The sequence below is a fragment of the Pseudoxanthomonas japonensis genome, from assembly GCF_010093445.1.
GTDB lineage: Bacteria > Pseudomonadota > Gammaproteobacteria > Xanthomonadales > Xanthomonadaceae > Pseudoxanthomonas_A > Pseudoxanthomonas_A japonensis.
In genome coordinates, this window is sequence record NZ_PDWW01000007.1 from 72,522 (window position 1) to 87,399 (window position 14,878).

The window sequence follows — 14,878 nt, forward strand, 5'->3', positions numbered from 1 at the left end:
GCGATATGGATGGCACATGATGGGTATGCCTCGGCTCCACCCATCCTACGATTGCGTTTCACCTTTTATTGCGCGTCCTCGGAGGAATGACGATGTCCGGCCACCGCATCTTCACCACCGCGTTCGCCAGCGTGTATCCACTGTACGTACAGAAGGCCGAGCGCAAGGGGCGGACGAAGGCCGAGGTGGACGACGTCATCCGCTGGCTGACCGGTTACGACCAGACCGGGCTCGAACGCCAGATCGAGGCGAAGAAGGATTTCCAGACCTTCTTCGCCGAAGCTCCGCAGCTCCATCCGCATGCCTCGCTGATCAAGGGCGTGGTCTGCGGCGTCTGCGTCGAAGACGTGGAGGATCCGCTGATGCAGAAGATCCGCTACCTCGACAAGCTGGTGGACGAACTGGCGAAGGGGAAGGCGATGGAGAAGATCCTGCGCTGACGTCGTACCGGAGGTGTCGCCGCTTTACCATGTCGTCATGGACAGAGAGCTCGACATAGCCGTGCCGGCGCGTGCCATCCACCGGGGAGACATCTTCTGGGTGGATGCCGATGCTTCACGCGGGTCGATTCCGGGCGTGCCGCATCCGCATGTCGTGGTGCAGGACGACGTCTTCAATCAATCGCGTATCGGCACGGTCGTGGTCTGTGCCCTCAGCTCCAATCTCCATCGTGTCTCCGAACCCGGCGTCGTCCTGCTGGATGCGGGGGAGGGTGGGTTGGCCAAGCAGAGCGTGGTGATCGCGTCGCAGGTGTCATCCCTTTACAAGCACCGGCTAGGAGATCTCATTGGTCGCTTGGACGGCGCGCGTGTGGACCAGATCGTGGCCGCATTGCGGTTCCTGCAAGCCTCCTTCCAGCGCTGACCTTGCGGACGGCGGGCTTGAGCCCGCCCTACGTACCTGTCGGCTGCGCCACGTAGGGTGGGCCTTGGCCCACCGCCTCGCGATCCCGCACACTGCCGGCATGCCCCGCAACCTCCTCTTCATCTGCACCCAGAACCGTCTGCGCAGTCCGACCGCGGAGCAGGTGTTCGCCGAATGGTCGGGCGTGGAGACGGCCTCGGCCGGCTTGGGCAACGATGCGGAAGTGCCGGTTTCGCCCGAACTGCTGGCATGGGCGGACACGGTGTTTGTGATGGAGAAGGTGCATCGCAGCCGGCTGTCCGCGAAGTTCAAGCGCCACCTCAACGGCAAGCGGGTGATCTGCCTGGATATCCCCGATGACTATGACTTCATGGATCCCATGCTCATCAGGCTGCTGAAGCAGAAGGTCGCGCGTTTTCTTCCCGCCAACGTGGTGACCTCATGAGCCGCCCCCTGCAGACCTGGACCGGCAGCTGCCACTGCGGCGCGATCCGTTTCGAGATCGACACCGACTTCCCCGAGCTGACGCAGTGTGACTGCTCGATCTGCCGCAAGAAGAACGCGCTGATGGTGAAGGTGCACGAGAGCGCCTTCCGCCTGCTGGCCGGCGCGGATGCGCTGGCCGACTACCAGTTCCATACGCATACGGCGCACCACCACTTCTGCAAGCTCTGCGGCATCTACCCGTTCCACCGCAAGCGCGTCACCCCGGACTACTACGGCATCAACGTCTACTGCCTGGACGGCTTCGACCCCGCCGGCATCCCGGTGCGGATGACGGTCGGCGCCGGGATGCCGTAACACCGGGCGGATAGACTGCGATCATGTGCCGCTTCGTCACCGCCGTCCTTCCCGCCGCCGCGCCGCATGAGGCACTGGACGCGTTGGCGCTAACCTACGGCCGCCGGTTTCTCAGGCTTTCGAGCCCCTCGATGACGCGGCAGCTCGCACCGGGCGACGCGTACTTCCTGACCACCCTTGGCCATTGCGATTGCGATGAACCGCTCGGTGCGCACCGCAGGACGCGGAACGACGACGGGGACATGGCCCGCAAGCTGGCGCGCAAGGGCTGGAACGAAAACAAGATCGCACGCGCGGTGGCGCAGAAGCGGGAACAGGCGATGGCCGCGGATGGCGTCCAGCGCCGGCGCGCGGACGATGACTTGACCCGCTGGCTCGGGTTCGTGGATGCCATCCTTGTCTCCGCCCAGGTCGACGAACTTGGCCTGCTGCTGCACTTCTACGGTGGCGGCGTCGAGGAGGAAGAGGTGACGGTCCGCGAGCGTCGCCGGGTGGGCCGCGACGAAGACCGTGCTGCGCTGCTGCACGGCATGGAACACGACGTGCTCTACCTGTTCCACGCCTGACTCTCACATTGCCACCCGAAGATGGAGCAAAAAGCTCCATCGATGGCCCTCCAAGCTCCGCGCGCAAGGCTCGGAATCCCAACGACCGGGCTGGCAATCCCGGGGATGGCACTTTTTGCTCCATCGGTCGAGCACGAGAACTCCGTCGATGGCGCTCCAAGCTCCGTCGATGGAGCAAAAACAGCGACGCCGATGGCTTTCCGAGCCCCATCGGTGGAGCAAAAAGTGCCATCGATGACGTTACGAGCCCCATCGACCGAGCAGAAGGTGCCATCGATGGAGCACCCGAGCCTTGCGCTTGGGATTCCGAGCCTCGCACCCGGGATTCCGAGCCTTGTGCATGGAGCGCCGAGCGCCATCTACCGTCCACCGGCCCGGGTGGGCAGAGCGCTTGAGGTCAGCCACGGCCCCCGGGCGATCAGCGTTGCACCGCCTGTCACAGTCGACAGCCTTAGAATTCCCCCATGACGCCGACCCCTGCCGCCCGCATCGCCGACCTCCGCCGCCAGCTGGAGGACGCCAACTACCGCTACCACGTGCTGGACGAGCCCAGCATCCCGGACGCCGAGTACGACCGCTTGCTGCGCGAGCTGGATGAACTGGAGGCCGCCCATCCGGATCTGGTCACCGCCGATTCGCCCACCCAGCGCGTCGGCAACGCACCGGCCGGCAAGTTCGCCGAGGTCCGGCATGCCATTCCCATGCTGTCGCTGGGCAATGCCTTCAGCGACGAGGAAGTGCACGACTTCGTAAGACGCATCGCCGAGAAACTGAAGCGACCCACGCTGCAGTTCTCCGCCGAACCCAAGCTGGACGGCCTGGCGATCAGCCTGCGCTACGAGAATGGCGTCTTCGTGCAGGGCGCCACCCGCGGCGACGGCGCCACCGGCGAGGACGTCACCCTCAACCTGCGCACCGTCAAGGCCATCCCCTTGAAGCTGCGCGGCAAGGACTGGCCGGCCGTGCTGGAAGTGCGCGGCGAGGTCTACATGCCGCGTGCGGACTTCGAGACGTACAACGAACACGCCCGCCTGCATGGCGGCAAGGTGCTGGCCAATCCGCGCAACGGCGCAGCCGGTTCGTTGCGGCAGTTGGACCCGCGCATCACCGCGCAGCGGCCGCTGGCGTTCTTCGCTTACGGCACCGGCCTGGTGGAAGGCGGCGAGCTGCCGGATTCGCACTCGGCCACGCTGAAGCAGCTGCGCGCCCGGGGCTTCCCGGTCAGCAGCCTCAGCGAGGTGGTGGAAGGCGCCGAGGGCCTGCTCGACTATTACCGCCGCATCGGCGAAGCACGCGATGGCTTGCCGTTCGACATCGACGGCGTGGTCTACAAGCTGGACGACGGGGAAGGGCAGCGCGAGATGGGCTTCGTTTCTCGCGCCCCGCGCTGGGCGATCGCGCACAAGTTCCCGGCGCAGGAACAGGCGACCACCGTCGAGGCCATCGAGATCCAGATCGGCCGCACCGGCGCCGCCACCCCGGTCGCGCGGCTGACGCCGGTTCACGTGGCCGGCGTCATCGTCACCAACGCCACGCTGCACAACGCCGACCAGATCGCTCGGCTAGACGTGCGCGTGGGCGACCACGTGATCGTGCGGCGCGCCGGCGACGTCATCCCGGAAGTGGCCGGCGTGATCCTCGACCGCCGCCCCGACGGCACCATGCCTTGGCAGATGCCGACGCACTGCCCGGTGTGCGGCGCCGAGATCGTGCGCGAGGAAGGCGAAGCGGTGTGGCGCTGCTCCGGCGAACTGAGCTGCCCGGCCCAGCGCAAGGAATCGCTGCGCCACTTCGCCTCGCGCCGCGCGATGGACATCGAAGGGCTGGGCGACCGCTATATCGAAGACCTCTCGGACCTGGGGTATCTCGCCTCCGTCGCCGACCTCTACAAGCTGACGCTGGAGGATCTGCTGGAGATGAAGCGGCAGGTTGACGTCCGTGAGGGCACCACGCCCGAGACCGTCAAGGCCGGCAAGGTGGCGACCAAGTGGGCCGAGAACCTGATCGAGGCCATCGACCGCAGCCGCCGCACCACGCTGGAGCGTTTCCTCTTCGCGCTCGGTATCCAGCATGTCGGCGAGAGCACGGCCAAGGCACTGGCCGTCTGGTTCGGCGACCTGCAGCGCATCCGCCACCTGCCGTGGCCGCTGTTCAAGCGCGTGCCCGACATCGGCGGCGAAGTGGCGCGCTCGCTCGGCCATTTCTTCGACCAGCCCGGCAACCAGCAGGCCATCGACGACCTGCTGGCGCGTGGTGTCGTCATCGACGACACGCATGCGCCCTCGGGCAAGCTGCGTGCCGGCCTGGACCTGGCGACGCTGCTGGTCGACCTGGAGATTCCCAAGGTGACCCGCGTGCGCGCGGAACAGCTGGCCTCGGCGTTTCCGTCGGTTGACGCGCTGCTCGATGCGCCCGCGCACAACTTCGTCACCGCCGGCCTGCCGAGCGATTCGGCGAACGCCTTCGCCGCGTGGCTGGAAGATGAAGCCAACGCGAAGCTGCTGACGCGCAGCGGTGCGGCGCTCGACGAACTGCTGGCGAACACGCCGGACGACGTCGGGGTCTCCGCCGGCCCACTCGATGGCAAGACCGTCGTGCTTACCGGCGGCTTGGCCGCGATGAGCCGCGACGAGGCCGGCGAGAAACTCGAAGCCCTCGGCGCCAAGGTGGCCGGCAGCGTGTCGAAGAAGACGCACCTGGTGGTGGCGGGCGAAGCGGCGGGCTCCAAGTTGGCGAAAGCACAGGAACTGGGCATCGAAATCTGGGATGAGGCGCAACTGCTCGCGTTTCTGGCGCAGCACGGGAGTGGCGCGTGAGTCTCTGGCGGCCAGGGCCGACCTGGACGGATGGGGTCGCCGATCTCGCCTGGGCGCCCTCAGGTTCCCGTGATGCGCTGCGCCTGCGGGCCTGGGTTAACCGGCTGGTGCGCGAATTCTTCTTCGCCCGCGACGTGCTGGAAGTCGAGACGCCCATCCTGTCGCGCGCAGGCAACACCGACGCGAACATCGCCTCCTTCTCGCTGGATTTCTCCGGTCGTACCGACGGCGCGCCGCGCACGCGCTGGCTGCGGACGTCGCCCGAGTTCCCGCTGAAGCGCCTGCTCGCGGCGGGCGTCGGCGACTGCTTTGAACTGGGGCGGGTGTTCCGCGATGGCGAGGCGGGCGGGCGCCACAATCCGGAGTTCACCATGCTGGAGTGGTACCGCGTGGGCTGGACGCTGGAGCCGCTGATCGACGAGACCGTGGCGCTGGTGCAGGCGGCGCTGTCGATGATCGGACGGGAGGCAACGGTGTCGCGCATCCGCTTCCGCGACCTGTATTCGCAGGCGCTCGGTTTCGATCCGATGACGGCCGGGTTGGATGCCGTGCGCAACGCGGCAGCCGGCATCGCCATCGATGGCGAAGGACTGACCCGCGACGACTGGCTGGACCTGCTGATGACGCACCGGTTGCAGCCGGCGTTTGCGCGCGACCACATCACCGTCGTGCACGACTATCCGGCGAGTCAGTCGGCGCTGGCACGCGTGATCGAACGCGATGGCGTGCCGGTAGCCGAGCGTTTCGAGCTGTACCTGGGGCCGCTGGAACTGGCCAACGGTTACCACGAACTCACCGACGCGGTGGAACAGCGCACGCGGTTCGAGCGCGATGTCGATGTGCGGCACGCGCGCGGCGATGCGGCGCCGCCGATCGACGAAGGCCTGCTCGCGGCGCTGGGGCAGGGCATGCCCGCCTGTGCGGGCGTTGCGCTCGGTGTCGACCGGCTGCTGATGGCCATGCTCGACACGCCGCGCATCGCCGACGTGTTGGCGTTCGATTTCGTGCGGGCCTGAAAGCCAGCCAAACATCGCGTGCGGGCGCTTGCGACTGCAAACGGTTTCGTGAGGTCGTGTTCATTCTCGCTGCGTAGATTGCGAATCAACACCCACGAGGACGCCTGCCATGGAACGCCACCTGATCGCTTCGCTGATGCTCGGAACCGTCGCCCTGCTCGGAACGGCCGCCGCGAAGGCCGGGCCGCAATACGACGACCGCTATTACGGCAACGGACAGACCGTCCGTTGCGAATCGCCGAGCAACCGCTACCGCGAATGCCCGATGGACACGCGCGGGGGCGTGCAGCTGACGCGCCAGCTGTCGAGCACGCGCTGCGAGGAGGGCCGCAACTGGGGCCAGGGTCGCAACGGTGTGTGGGTGGATCGTGGCTGCCGTGCCGAATTCACCAGCGGTCGCGGCGGTGGCTGGGGCAACGGCGGCGGCTGGTCGGGCAATGGCCAGCGCATCCGTTGCGAATCCGACAACGGCCGTACCCGCACCTGCTCCATTCCCGCGCGCGCCGACGTGCGCCTGGTCCGCCAGCTTTCGAGCGCGCGCTGCGTCGAGGGCCAGACCTGGGGACAGGATCGCCGCGGACTGTGGGTGACCCAGGGCTGCCGGGGCGAGTTCGAAGTCTATGGTCGCGGCCATGGCAACGGGTGGGGCAATGGCGGCGGCTGGGGCCACAACGGCAACGGCGGGCGCACGTTCCGCTGCGAATCCGACAATGGCCGCACGCGTACCTGCGCGGTCGACGGGCGCCGGGTGGAACTGGTCCGCCAGCTGTCGAGCAGCGCCTGTATCGAGGGCCGCACCTGGGGTCGGGACAATCGCGGCGTGTGGGTGACGTCGGGCTGCCGGGCCGAGTTCCGCACCTGGTGAGTTCCATGAGGGTAACGGCCCGCCGACGGCGGGCCGTTACAATGCGGGCATGAACGACACCATCGATTACGCCCGCTACGACCGCATCCGTCCGATCCGCTGGACCGGCACCGCCCTGGAGCTGCTGGATCAGCGCAAGCTGCCGTTCGTGGTGGAGTACCTGGCCTGCACGACCAGCGACGAGGTCGCCGCCGCCATTCACGACCTTGCCGTGCGCGGCGCGCCGGCCATCGGCATCGCCGCCGCGTGGGGCGTGGTGCTGGCCTCGCGCGAGGTGCTGGCCGCCACGCCGGCCGAGGCACTCGAGAAGCTTGAACCCGCCCTGCAGCGCCTCAACGATGCACGGCCGACGGCGGTCAACCTCGCGTGGGCGCTGGCGCGCATGCGCGCCGCGTTGCGTACCGCAGGCAGCGACTGGCGTGGCGTGCTGGAACTGGAAGCCCTGGCGATCGCCGAGGAAGACCTGGCGGCGAACCGCCACATGGGCGAGCTCGGCGCGGCGTTGATCGGCGAAGGCAGCGGCGTGCTGACCCATTGCAATACCGGCTCGCTGGCCACCGCCGGCTTCGGCACCGCGCTGGGCGTGATCCGCGCGGGCGTGGCGCAGGGCCGCATCGGCAAGGTGTACGCGGGCGAGACGCGGCCGTGGCAGCAGGGCGCGCGCCTGACCGCGTGGGAGCTGCAGCAGGACGGCATTCCGGCCACCCTCATCGCCGACTCCGCCGCCTCGCACCTGATGAAGACCGGTGCCGTGCAGTGGGTGGTCGTCGGTGCGGACCGCATCTGCGCCAACGGCGATACCGCCAACAAGATCGGCACGTACCAGCTGGCCATCGCCGCGCGCCACCACGGCGCGAAATTCATGGTGGTGGCGCCGTCGTCCACCGTGGACATGGCCACGCCGGACGGCGAGGCGATCCACATCGAGGAACGCGACCCGGCCGAGCTGCTCGGCATCGGCGGCACCCGCATCGTGGCCGAGGGCGTGGCGGCCTGGAACCCCGTGTTCGACGTCACCCCGGCGTCGCTGATCGACGCCATCGTCACCGAGAAGGGCGTGATCGAGCAGCCCGACGAAGCACGCATGCGGGCGGCCTTCGGCGGATGACGCACGTGTCCTTCGCCCGTATCCCGTCGAACACCGACGCAGTGGGTCGAGGATGCGCGTTGACGGGCATGCAGGTGGCATGTCGGCGCTGAGGCGCCGCCGTCGCAGGCGCCATGCCGCTGCGGAAGGCGACATGGCACGCGGGTTGCATTCCGGGGAAGGTCCCGTCCAGGAATCGCGCATGCGCGCCCAGACCGTCCACGCTCCGATCTTCGTCCCCGGCCTGCGCCACAGCGTGCGCCTGTTGCTGTCGCGCCGTTCGACCCGTGCGCTGGACGCCGCGGAACGCGAGGACCTCGCGCGGGCGCAGCTGCGTGCCACGCGCCCGATCGTCAGCGGGGTGCTGCTGTGCGGTGCGGTGCTGCTGGCGATCATCGCGCTCTTCGAACTGGCGGACGTGACGCCGTCGATCGGCTATCCGGTGTGGGCGCAGCTGCTGGCCTCGGTCGGCGTCGCGGCCTGCGCCGCCGGCATTGCGCGCCTGGTGCACTGGCAGCACCGGCTGATGCTGATCCTGGCGGGCACGCTGCTGTCCGGCGTCTTCATGAGCATGCCGCTGCCGGGCGCGACCGGCCAGCTGGCGCTGCGTACCGGCCTGTTCCAGTTGTTGCCGCTCGCGCTGATGGCGCTGATGGTGCGGCCGGCTTCGCTGCTCGCGCTGGCGCTGCTGATCGTGGTGATGGCGCAGCTGCGCATCGCGCTGTACGGCGCGCCGGGCACGGGCACCGCGCTGTACTGGCTGTATACGCTGACGACCATCGGTTTCGGGCTGGTGCTGGCGGGTTACCGGACGGATTTCGCCGTGTCCGCATGGCAGATGCGTCGTCGGCTGGTGCAGCAGGCGCATACCGACGAACTGACCGGGTTGCTGAACCGCAATGGCTGGAACGAGCGCGCCGTCGCCGCGCACGCGCAGGCGATCGCGGCGGGACGGCCGGTGGCGGTGGTGGTGCTGGACATCGACTACTTCAAGCGCATCAACGACGACCATGGCCATGACGGCGGCGACGCCGTGCTGCAGCGGCTGGGCGGCATCATGCGCGCGCGCGTCGGGGCGAACGGATGCGCGGCGCGCATCGGCGGCGAGGAGTTCGCGGTGCTGCTGGACGGTGACGACGCCGGGACGGCACAGGCCTTCGCCGAGCGCGTGCGGGGGGAGTTCGGCAAGGCGCATGGCGATGTCGTCGCCACGCTCTCGGCCGGTATCGCCGTGCACGCGCCTGGCGAGTCGCTGCGCGAGCAGATGCGGCGTGCCGACCGGGCGCTGTACGAGGCGAAGCACGAAGGCCGCAATCGCGTTCATCTTGCGGGCCTTTCCTGAACGTGTTTTTGTGATTCCAAATACGACGACCCTGCGATAGCATCGTTGCGAACTTCGCGCGGGCATGTCGGTGCCCTTACGCGTCCGCTCGACGCCAGGGGACCATGAACCAAGACCGCACCCGCACACTGTGGGAAAAATCGCGCCTGCCCCTGCTGGGGTTGGTGATCGTGCTGATCGTGGTGGTTCCCGTGATCCTGTTGCAGGGGCTGTCGCGTGCGAACCAGGAGGCGGCCGACGTCGTCATCCACACCCATGAGGTGGAGGCCACCGTGCTCGGGTTGGCGCTGGATGTCCGCGAGATGGAAAGCTCGGCCATGCTGATCGCCCTCGGCGCGGACCACCCGCTGGCACGCGAGCGACTGGTGGCCGGACGGAAGTCGCTGCCGGCGCGCTTCGAGGAACTGGCGCGGTTGACGGTGGACAACCCCGAGCAGCTGGTGCGCGTCGGGCGCCTGCGGGAACTGGTGAATGCCAGGATCGAAGTGGTCGACCAGTTGCTGGAGGCGCCGGAGGCCTACAAGGGCGCCGTGGTGGCGCCGCTGGCCACCCGCTTCCCGATCCGCGGCCTGCTGAACGAGATCCTGGACGACGAGCGCGCCCTGCTCAAGGAGCGCAGCCAGGACGCCACCGACCAGCGCCGGCGGATGGAGATGATCCGGATGGTCGCGCTGGGGGCGCAGCTGCTGCTGCTGTCGCTGGTGCTGATGGCGCTCGGCCGCCAGGTGGGGCGCCGGCTGGCGGCCGAGAAGCAGACCGCACAGGCCAGCCAGCGCGCGCTGGTGGTGCTGGATACCGTGCGCGAGCCGATCGTGCTGCTGGATGGCGAGCAGCACATCCAGATGCACAACAGCGCCTTCGCCGAGCTGTACGGGATCCGCAAGGACGAGAAGGCCACCAGCCTGGACGAGCTGGGTCTCGCCTGGCAGGACAAGGTGATGCGCCAACGCCTGGACGACGTGCTGGCGCGCGGGCGCGAGCTGTGGGACTACGAGTTGCAGCAGGAGACCGCCGACGGCCTGCAGCGCACGGTGCTGATCAACGCGCGCCGCATGCCGCTGCCGGACAGCGACGACCATGCGGTGCTGATGACGGTCAGCGACATCTCGCTGCAGAAGACCGCGCAGCAGGAGATCGCCGCACTGAACCGCCAGCTGGAAGGCAAGGTGGAGCAGGTGTCGGAAGTGAACCGCGAACTGGAAGCCTTCAGCTATTCGGTCTCGCACGACCTGCGTGCGCCGCTGCGCCATGTGGCGGGCTTCTCCGACAAGCTCGGTCGCCATCTGGGCGAGGGCATGGACGACAAGAGCCGCCACTACATCGGCGTGATCGGCGACTCCGCGCGCCGCATGTCGCAGCTGATCGACGACCTGCTGGTGTACTCGCGCCTTGGCCGCAGCGCCCTGCGCCTGCAGGCGGTGGACATGCAGTCGCTGGTCGCCGAGGCACGCGCCATGCTGGACGCGAACGAGGCCAGCGACGGCCGCGCGGACCGGGTGGAGTGGCGCATCTCGCCGATGCCCATCGTGCTGGCCGACGAGAACATGATGCGCCAGGTGTGGAGCAACCTGCTCGGCAACGCGCTGAAGTACAGCAGCCAGCGCGAGCGCTCGGTCGTCGAGGTCGAGCACCGCCTGCAGGACGACGGCAGCCACCTGTTCAGCGTGCGCGACAACGGCGCCGGCTTCGACATGGCCTACGCCGGCAAGCTGTTCGGTGTGTTCCAGCGACTGCACAAGGCCAGCGAGTTCAGCGGCACCGGCATCGGCCTGGCCAGCGTGCGGCGCGTGCTGGGCCGCCACGGCGGCCGCATCTGGGCCGATGCGGCGCCCGACCAGGGCGCGACCTTCTTCTTCACCCTTCCCGCGGCGCTCGATGCACCGCCCTCCCGAGAGAAAGACGCATGAGCGACATCCGCACCATCCTGTTGGCCGAAGACAGCCTGGCCGACGCCGAAATGGCGATCGATGCGCTGCGCGAGGCCAACCTGGCCAACCCCATCGTGCACGTGGAGGACGGCGTGGAGGCACTGGATTATCTGTTCCGCCGCGGCGCACACGCCGGCCGCGAGGACGGTATGCCCTCGGTATTGCTGCTGGACATCAAGATGCCGCGCATGGACGGCCTCGAGGTGCTGAAGAACATCCGCAACGACGAGAAGCTCAAGCACCTGCCGGTGGTGATCCTCTCGTCCTCGCGCGAGGAAAGCGACCTGGCGCGCAGCTGGGACCTGGGCGTGAACGCCTACGTGGTCAAGCCGGTGGACATCGACCAGTTCTTCCAGGCGGTCAAGACGCTCGGCACGTTCTGGGCCGTGATCAACGAAACACCTGTCAGGGACTGAGTCGTGCCGCATTCCGGAACCCCGCTGGGCCGCGTCCGCCTCCTGCTCGTCGAGGATTCCGAGCTCGATGCGGAACTGCTGATCGAACAGTTGCTGGAAGCGGGCCTGGACGCGGAGTTCCTGCGCGTGGACGGGGCGGACGAGATGCGCGCCGCGCTGGCCGGCGAGCCGTTCGACCTGGTGCTGTCGGACATGGAGCTGCCGGGTTTCTCCGGCTACCAGGCGCTGGAGATCCTGCGCCGCCACGACGCGCGCCTGCCGTTCGTGTTCTTCTCCGGCACCATCGGCGAAGAGGCCGCGGTCAAGGCGCTGCAGGAAGGCGCCAGCGACTACGTGCTGAAGCATTCGCCGGCACGTCTGCCGGCAGCGGTGGCGCGCGCGATCCGCGAGGCGCGCACCGAGCGCGAGCGCGAGCACGCCGAACGCGAACTGATGCGGTCGCAGCGGCTCGACTGTCTGGCGATGCTGGCCGCGGGCCTGAGCCACGACTTGCGCAACATCCTGCAGCCGCTGCTGATCGTGCCCGACCTGCTGTCCACCTACAGCGAGGATCCGAAGATCCTGCGCCTGGGCGCGGTGATTTCCGAAAGCGGCAAGCGTGGCCACGAGATGGCCGATTCGATGCTGTCGTTCGTGCGCGGCTCGCGCAAGGCCAGCGAAACCATCAGCGTGGCCGCGCTGTTCAGCGCCGTGCAGTTGCTGCTGCAGGGCAGCCTGTCGCGGCAGGTGCGCCTGACGGTCGAACTGCCGCCCGAGGACCTGCTGATCGAGGGCAACTACACCGAGTTCCAGCAGTGCCTGATCAACCTGTGCCTCAACGGCATCCAGGCGATGGCCGAGCGCGGCGGGCAACTGACGCTGTCGGCAAGCACGACGGTGGCGGCCGATGGCCAGCCCTATGTGGTGGTGCGCGTGACCGACGAAGGCAGCGGCATGGACGAAGCCACGCGCCAGCAGCTGTTCACGCCGTTCTTCACCACCAAGAGCAGTGGCACCGGCCTGGGCCTGATGTCGTGCAAGCGCATCGTCGAGTCGGTGAAGGGACGCATCGAGGTCAGCAGCACGCTGGGGAAAGGCACGTCGTTCGAACTGCACCTGCCCGCGCCCAAGGCCGAGGAATGGACGGGCATCGAAGACGCCGCGTTCGCCGACGGCGCGGGACGCCGGATCCTGCTGGTCGATGGCGATGCCACGCGCCTGTCGCTGCTCGGCAACGCCCTGGCGGCGCAGGGCTACGATCCCGTCATGGCGCCCGACGGCGCGAACGCGTTGCAGCAGATCGCCCGCGACGGCATGCCCGCGCTGGCGATCATCGATGACGACATCCTGTTGCTGTCGGCGGCGGACGTGCTGGCCGTGCTGCAGGAGGCGGGTTTCGACGGTCCGGTGGTCCGCTTGCAGGAGCCGGGCAGGCCGCCCGATGGTCGCGAGTGCGCGACGGTGGCCAAGCCGGTGCAGGTCCAGGCGCTGTTCGGCGCGATCGAACACGCGCTGGGATTGCGCGCCTGACGACCCGGGGGGATCGCTGGCGCGCCGGTGCTCGATCAGACGTGGCCGGCGGGCTTCAGCCGCTGCCACACCGCACGCATGATGGGCTGGGCGCGGTACCAGCCGATCGGCGTGTCCGGGCAGTGCCGCTGCAGCCGGTCGCGCAGTGATGGCGCGATCTCGTCGAACTCCTGACGGTGGTGCAGCAGGTAGGCGTCGTAGCCGACCTTCAGGCACTGCTCGAGGTCGCCCACCGTGGCACCGACGACCTGGAACGTGTCCTCGTTGAGTCGCGTCTTCCAGTACGCCAGTTCGGCATCGATATCGACGATCTGCGCGGTCGTGCGAGCGTTGCGCTGCTGCAGGCTGACCATGGTGAATCCCCCGTGTCGGTGTGGTGGTGACACGGTGGATGGTTTGTTCGGCGCAGTGATGCTTAAGTGAAATAAAGGGCGTTTTAACCCGCAATTAACCTCGCGGACGCATTTTGGTTCACCTTTGCCATCACTGCGTGAAAAGCGTGCCTGCGCGACGTCGCATCGCCTCGGCGATCAGGGTGCGCTCGTCCACCGCCGCAGCGGCCGGGGGCGCGAAAAGGGGAGGATCCTGTTCGAGCGGTGCGTTGAGCCGCTCCCACACCCGTGCGATCACCACCGATGCGAGCGACCAGTCCAGGCGCGCGCCACGCGCCAGCGCGGCCTCGTAGCGCGCGGGCAGGGCGGGTAGCAGTTCCTGCAGCGGACGGCGGTGCGAGAGCAGGTAGATGTCGTAGGCGAACTTCAGCGTGGGCACGTAGTGGCGGAAGGCCAGGCCGGGGCGGTGGAAGGCCTGGCGTGCGTAGGTCGCTTCCCAGAAATGCAGCTCTGTCTGGATATCGACCACGGCACAGGGCATCGCCGCCTCGTTCCAGGCATGGGCGAGCGGATCGGGCTGGCAGGACATGGATTCCCCTCCATGGCACAGGGCCTGGCGAGGAGGAAACCCGCGGAGAACCACGGTCTGCGCTGCGGGCACGCGAAGGGCGCCGGCCGCACGGTGTCGCCGCAGTCGTGACGTGCAACCCTCCCGGAAGAGGCGCGAGGTTCCTGCCTGGTCGGCGCTTGTCGTTATGGTGGCCCCTGCCTCCATGGACACGCAGGGGCACGGCGCGAGCGGCCAGCCGTTCGTCGTTCCTGCAGCGGCGAGCCCTCAATGCATGCGGGGCTGGATGGCGCCGTGCTCGTCGAGCCAGCGCCAGGCCTCGCGCAGCAGGGTGCGGGCGACCGGCCAGTCGGGACCGGCGTCGCCGCTCAGGCGTTCCCAGTGGTCTTCCAGTTCGAGTTCCGTATCGAGATCCAGGTCGCCGGCATGGTCGGCGTGCGACGCGGCTGCGAACGCATACGCACGGCAGGCGTCCTCCCAGGCGACATCCGGATGCAGGCGGCGCCGGCGACCGTAGTCGTGCACCGTAAAGGCAGCGAAGGCATCGCGGGTCGCTACCGGTGCGCGGGGCGGCAGCTGACGGAGCGTGTCGAGCTGGTCGCGGTAGAGCTGTCGGTCCATGGGGGGAGCCTCCGTGGGGGTCATGCCGTGGTATCGCGCCGGGCGTTATCGACCAGTGAGAAATCCCTTCGTTGCCTGATCACAAAGCTGAGGTCGCGGTGCGCGATCAGTCGGCAGTCAGTCTCAGCGGTTGAGACGCGCCGCGCG

16 protein-coding genes are annotated in these 14,878 nt (G+C 68.2%); 13 read left to right on the plus strand and 3 right to left on the minus strand.

The features are described from left to right. Nucleotides 1-92 precede the first annotated feature (92 nt). The 13 genes from CSC78_RS07430 (at nucleotide 93) to CSC78_RS07490 (ending at nucleotide 13,210) form a co-directional block, all read left to right on the plus strand. Nucleotides 93-440 carry a DUF2200 domain-containing protein gene (locus CSC78_RS07430; protein ID WP_162337276.1) on the plus strand — a complete coding sequence of 116 codons (348 nt, stop codon included), beginning with the start codon at nucleotides 93-95 and terminating at the stop codon, nucleotides 438-440. A 37-nt stretch (nucleotides 441-477) separates the two neighbouring features. Next, nucleotides 478-864, plus strand: coding sequence for a type II toxin-antitoxin system PemK/MazF family toxin (locus CSC78_RS07435; protein ID WP_202924138.1), 387 nt, complete (start codon nucleotides 478-480; stop codon nucleotides 862-864). Nucleotides 865-964: 100 nt separating this feature from the next. Further along, nucleotides 965-1,309 (plus strand): low molecular weight protein tyrosine phosphatase family protein, encoded by a 345-nt coding sequence (locus tag CSC78_RS07440; RefSeq protein ID WP_162337277.1) that lies wholly within the window; start codon nucleotides 965-967, stop codon nucleotides 1,307-1,309. Beyond that, the gene (locus CSC78_RS07445) at nucleotides 1,306-1,665 is read left to right on the plus strand and encodes a GFA family protein (RefSeq protein WP_202924139.1); all 360 of its coding nucleotides are present in this window, start codon (nucleotides 1,306-1,308) and stop codon (nucleotides 1,663-1,665) included. The genes CSC78_RS07440 and CSC78_RS07445 overlap by 4 nt, the downstream gene beginning before the upstream one ends. A gap of 23 nt (nucleotides 1,666-1,688) precedes the next feature. Then, nucleotides 1,689-2,231, plus strand: coding sequence for a hypothetical protein (locus tag CSC78_RS07450; protein ID WP_162337278.1), 543 nt, complete (start codon nucleotides 1,689-1,691; stop codon nucleotides 2,229-2,231). A 464-nt stretch (nucleotides 2,232-2,695) separates the two neighbouring features. Then, on the plus strand, nucleotides 2,696-5,047 hold the full coding sequence (gene ligA, locus CSC78_RS07455; protein WP_162337279.1) for an NAD-dependent DNA ligase LigA: 2,352 nt from the start codon (nucleotides 2,696-2,698) through the stop codon (nucleotides 5,045-5,047). After that, nucleotides 5,044-6,063 carry an EF-P lysine aminoacylase EpmA gene (gene epmA / locus CSC78_RS07460; RefSeq protein WP_162337280.1) on the plus strand — a complete coding sequence of 340 codons (1,020 nt, stop codon included), beginning with the start codon at nucleotides 5,044-5,046 and terminating at the stop codon, nucleotides 6,061-6,063. Before ligA ends, epmA begins: the two co-directional genes overlap by 4 nt. Before the next feature lie 109 nt (nucleotides 6,064-6,172). Beyond that, on the plus strand, nucleotides 6,173-6,928 hold the full coding sequence (locus tag CSC78_RS07465; protein WP_162337281.1) for a DUF3011 domain-containing protein: 756 nt from the start codon (nucleotides 6,173-6,175) through the stop codon (nucleotides 6,926-6,928). A 49-nt stretch (nucleotides 6,929-6,977) separates the two neighbouring features. After that, nucleotides 6,978-8,036, plus strand: coding sequence for an S-methyl-5-thioribose-1-phosphate isomerase (gene mtnA / locus CSC78_RS07470; protein ID WP_162337282.1), 1,059 nt, complete (start codon nucleotides 6,978-6,980; stop codon nucleotides 8,034-8,036). Nucleotides 8,037-8,217: 181 nt separating this feature from the next. Next, nucleotides 8,218-9,357, plus strand: a complete 1,140-nt coding sequence (locus CSC78_RS07475; protein ID WP_162337283.1) for a GGDEF domain-containing protein — start codon at nucleotides 8,218-8,220, stop codon at nucleotides 9,355-9,357. A 104-nt stretch (nucleotides 9,358-9,461) separates the two neighbouring features. Next, on the plus strand, nucleotides 9,462-11,264 hold the full coding sequence (locus CSC78_RS07480; RefSeq protein WP_162337284.1) for a sensor histidine kinase: 1,803 nt from the start codon (nucleotides 9,462-9,464) through the stop codon (nucleotides 11,262-11,264). Further along, a complete protein-coding gene (locus tag CSC78_RS07485) occupies nucleotides 11,261-11,701 on the plus strand; it encodes a response regulator (protein ID WP_162337285.1) in 441 nt (146 codons plus the stop codon). The genes CSC78_RS07480 and CSC78_RS07485 overlap by 4 nt, the downstream gene beginning before the upstream one ends. 3 nt (nucleotides 11,702-11,704) lie before the next feature. Beyond that, a complete protein-coding gene (locus CSC78_RS07490) occupies nucleotides 11,705-13,210 on the plus strand; it encodes a hybrid sensor histidine kinase/response regulator (RefSeq protein ID WP_162337286.1) in 1,506 nt (501 codons plus the stop codon). A gap of 35 nt (nucleotides 13,211-13,245) precedes the next feature. On the opposite strand, the gene CSC78_RS07495 is transcribed toward CSC78_RS07490, so the two are convergent. From CSC78_RS07495 to CSC78_RS07505, 3 genes are all read right to left on the minus strand, one after another. Next, nucleotides 13,246-13,563 (minus strand): hypothetical protein, encoded by a 318-nt coding sequence (locus CSC78_RS07495; RefSeq protein WP_162337287.1) that lies wholly within the window; start codon nucleotides 13,561-13,563, stop codon nucleotides 13,246-13,248. Nucleotides 13,564-13,693: 130 nt separating this feature from the next. Next, entirely contained in the window at nucleotides 13,694-14,131 is a 438-nt protein-coding gene (locus tag CSC78_RS07500) for a hypothetical protein (protein ID WP_162337288.1), read from the minus strand. Between the two features lie 246 nt (nucleotides 14,132-14,377). Further along, the gene (locus tag CSC78_RS07505; RefSeq protein ID WP_162337289.1) at nucleotides 14,378-14,731 is read right to left on the minus strand and encodes a hypothetical protein; all 354 of its coding nucleotides are present in this window, start codon (nucleotides 14,729-14,731) and stop codon (nucleotides 14,378-14,380) included. Nucleotides 14,732-14,878: the final 147 nt, after the last annotated feature.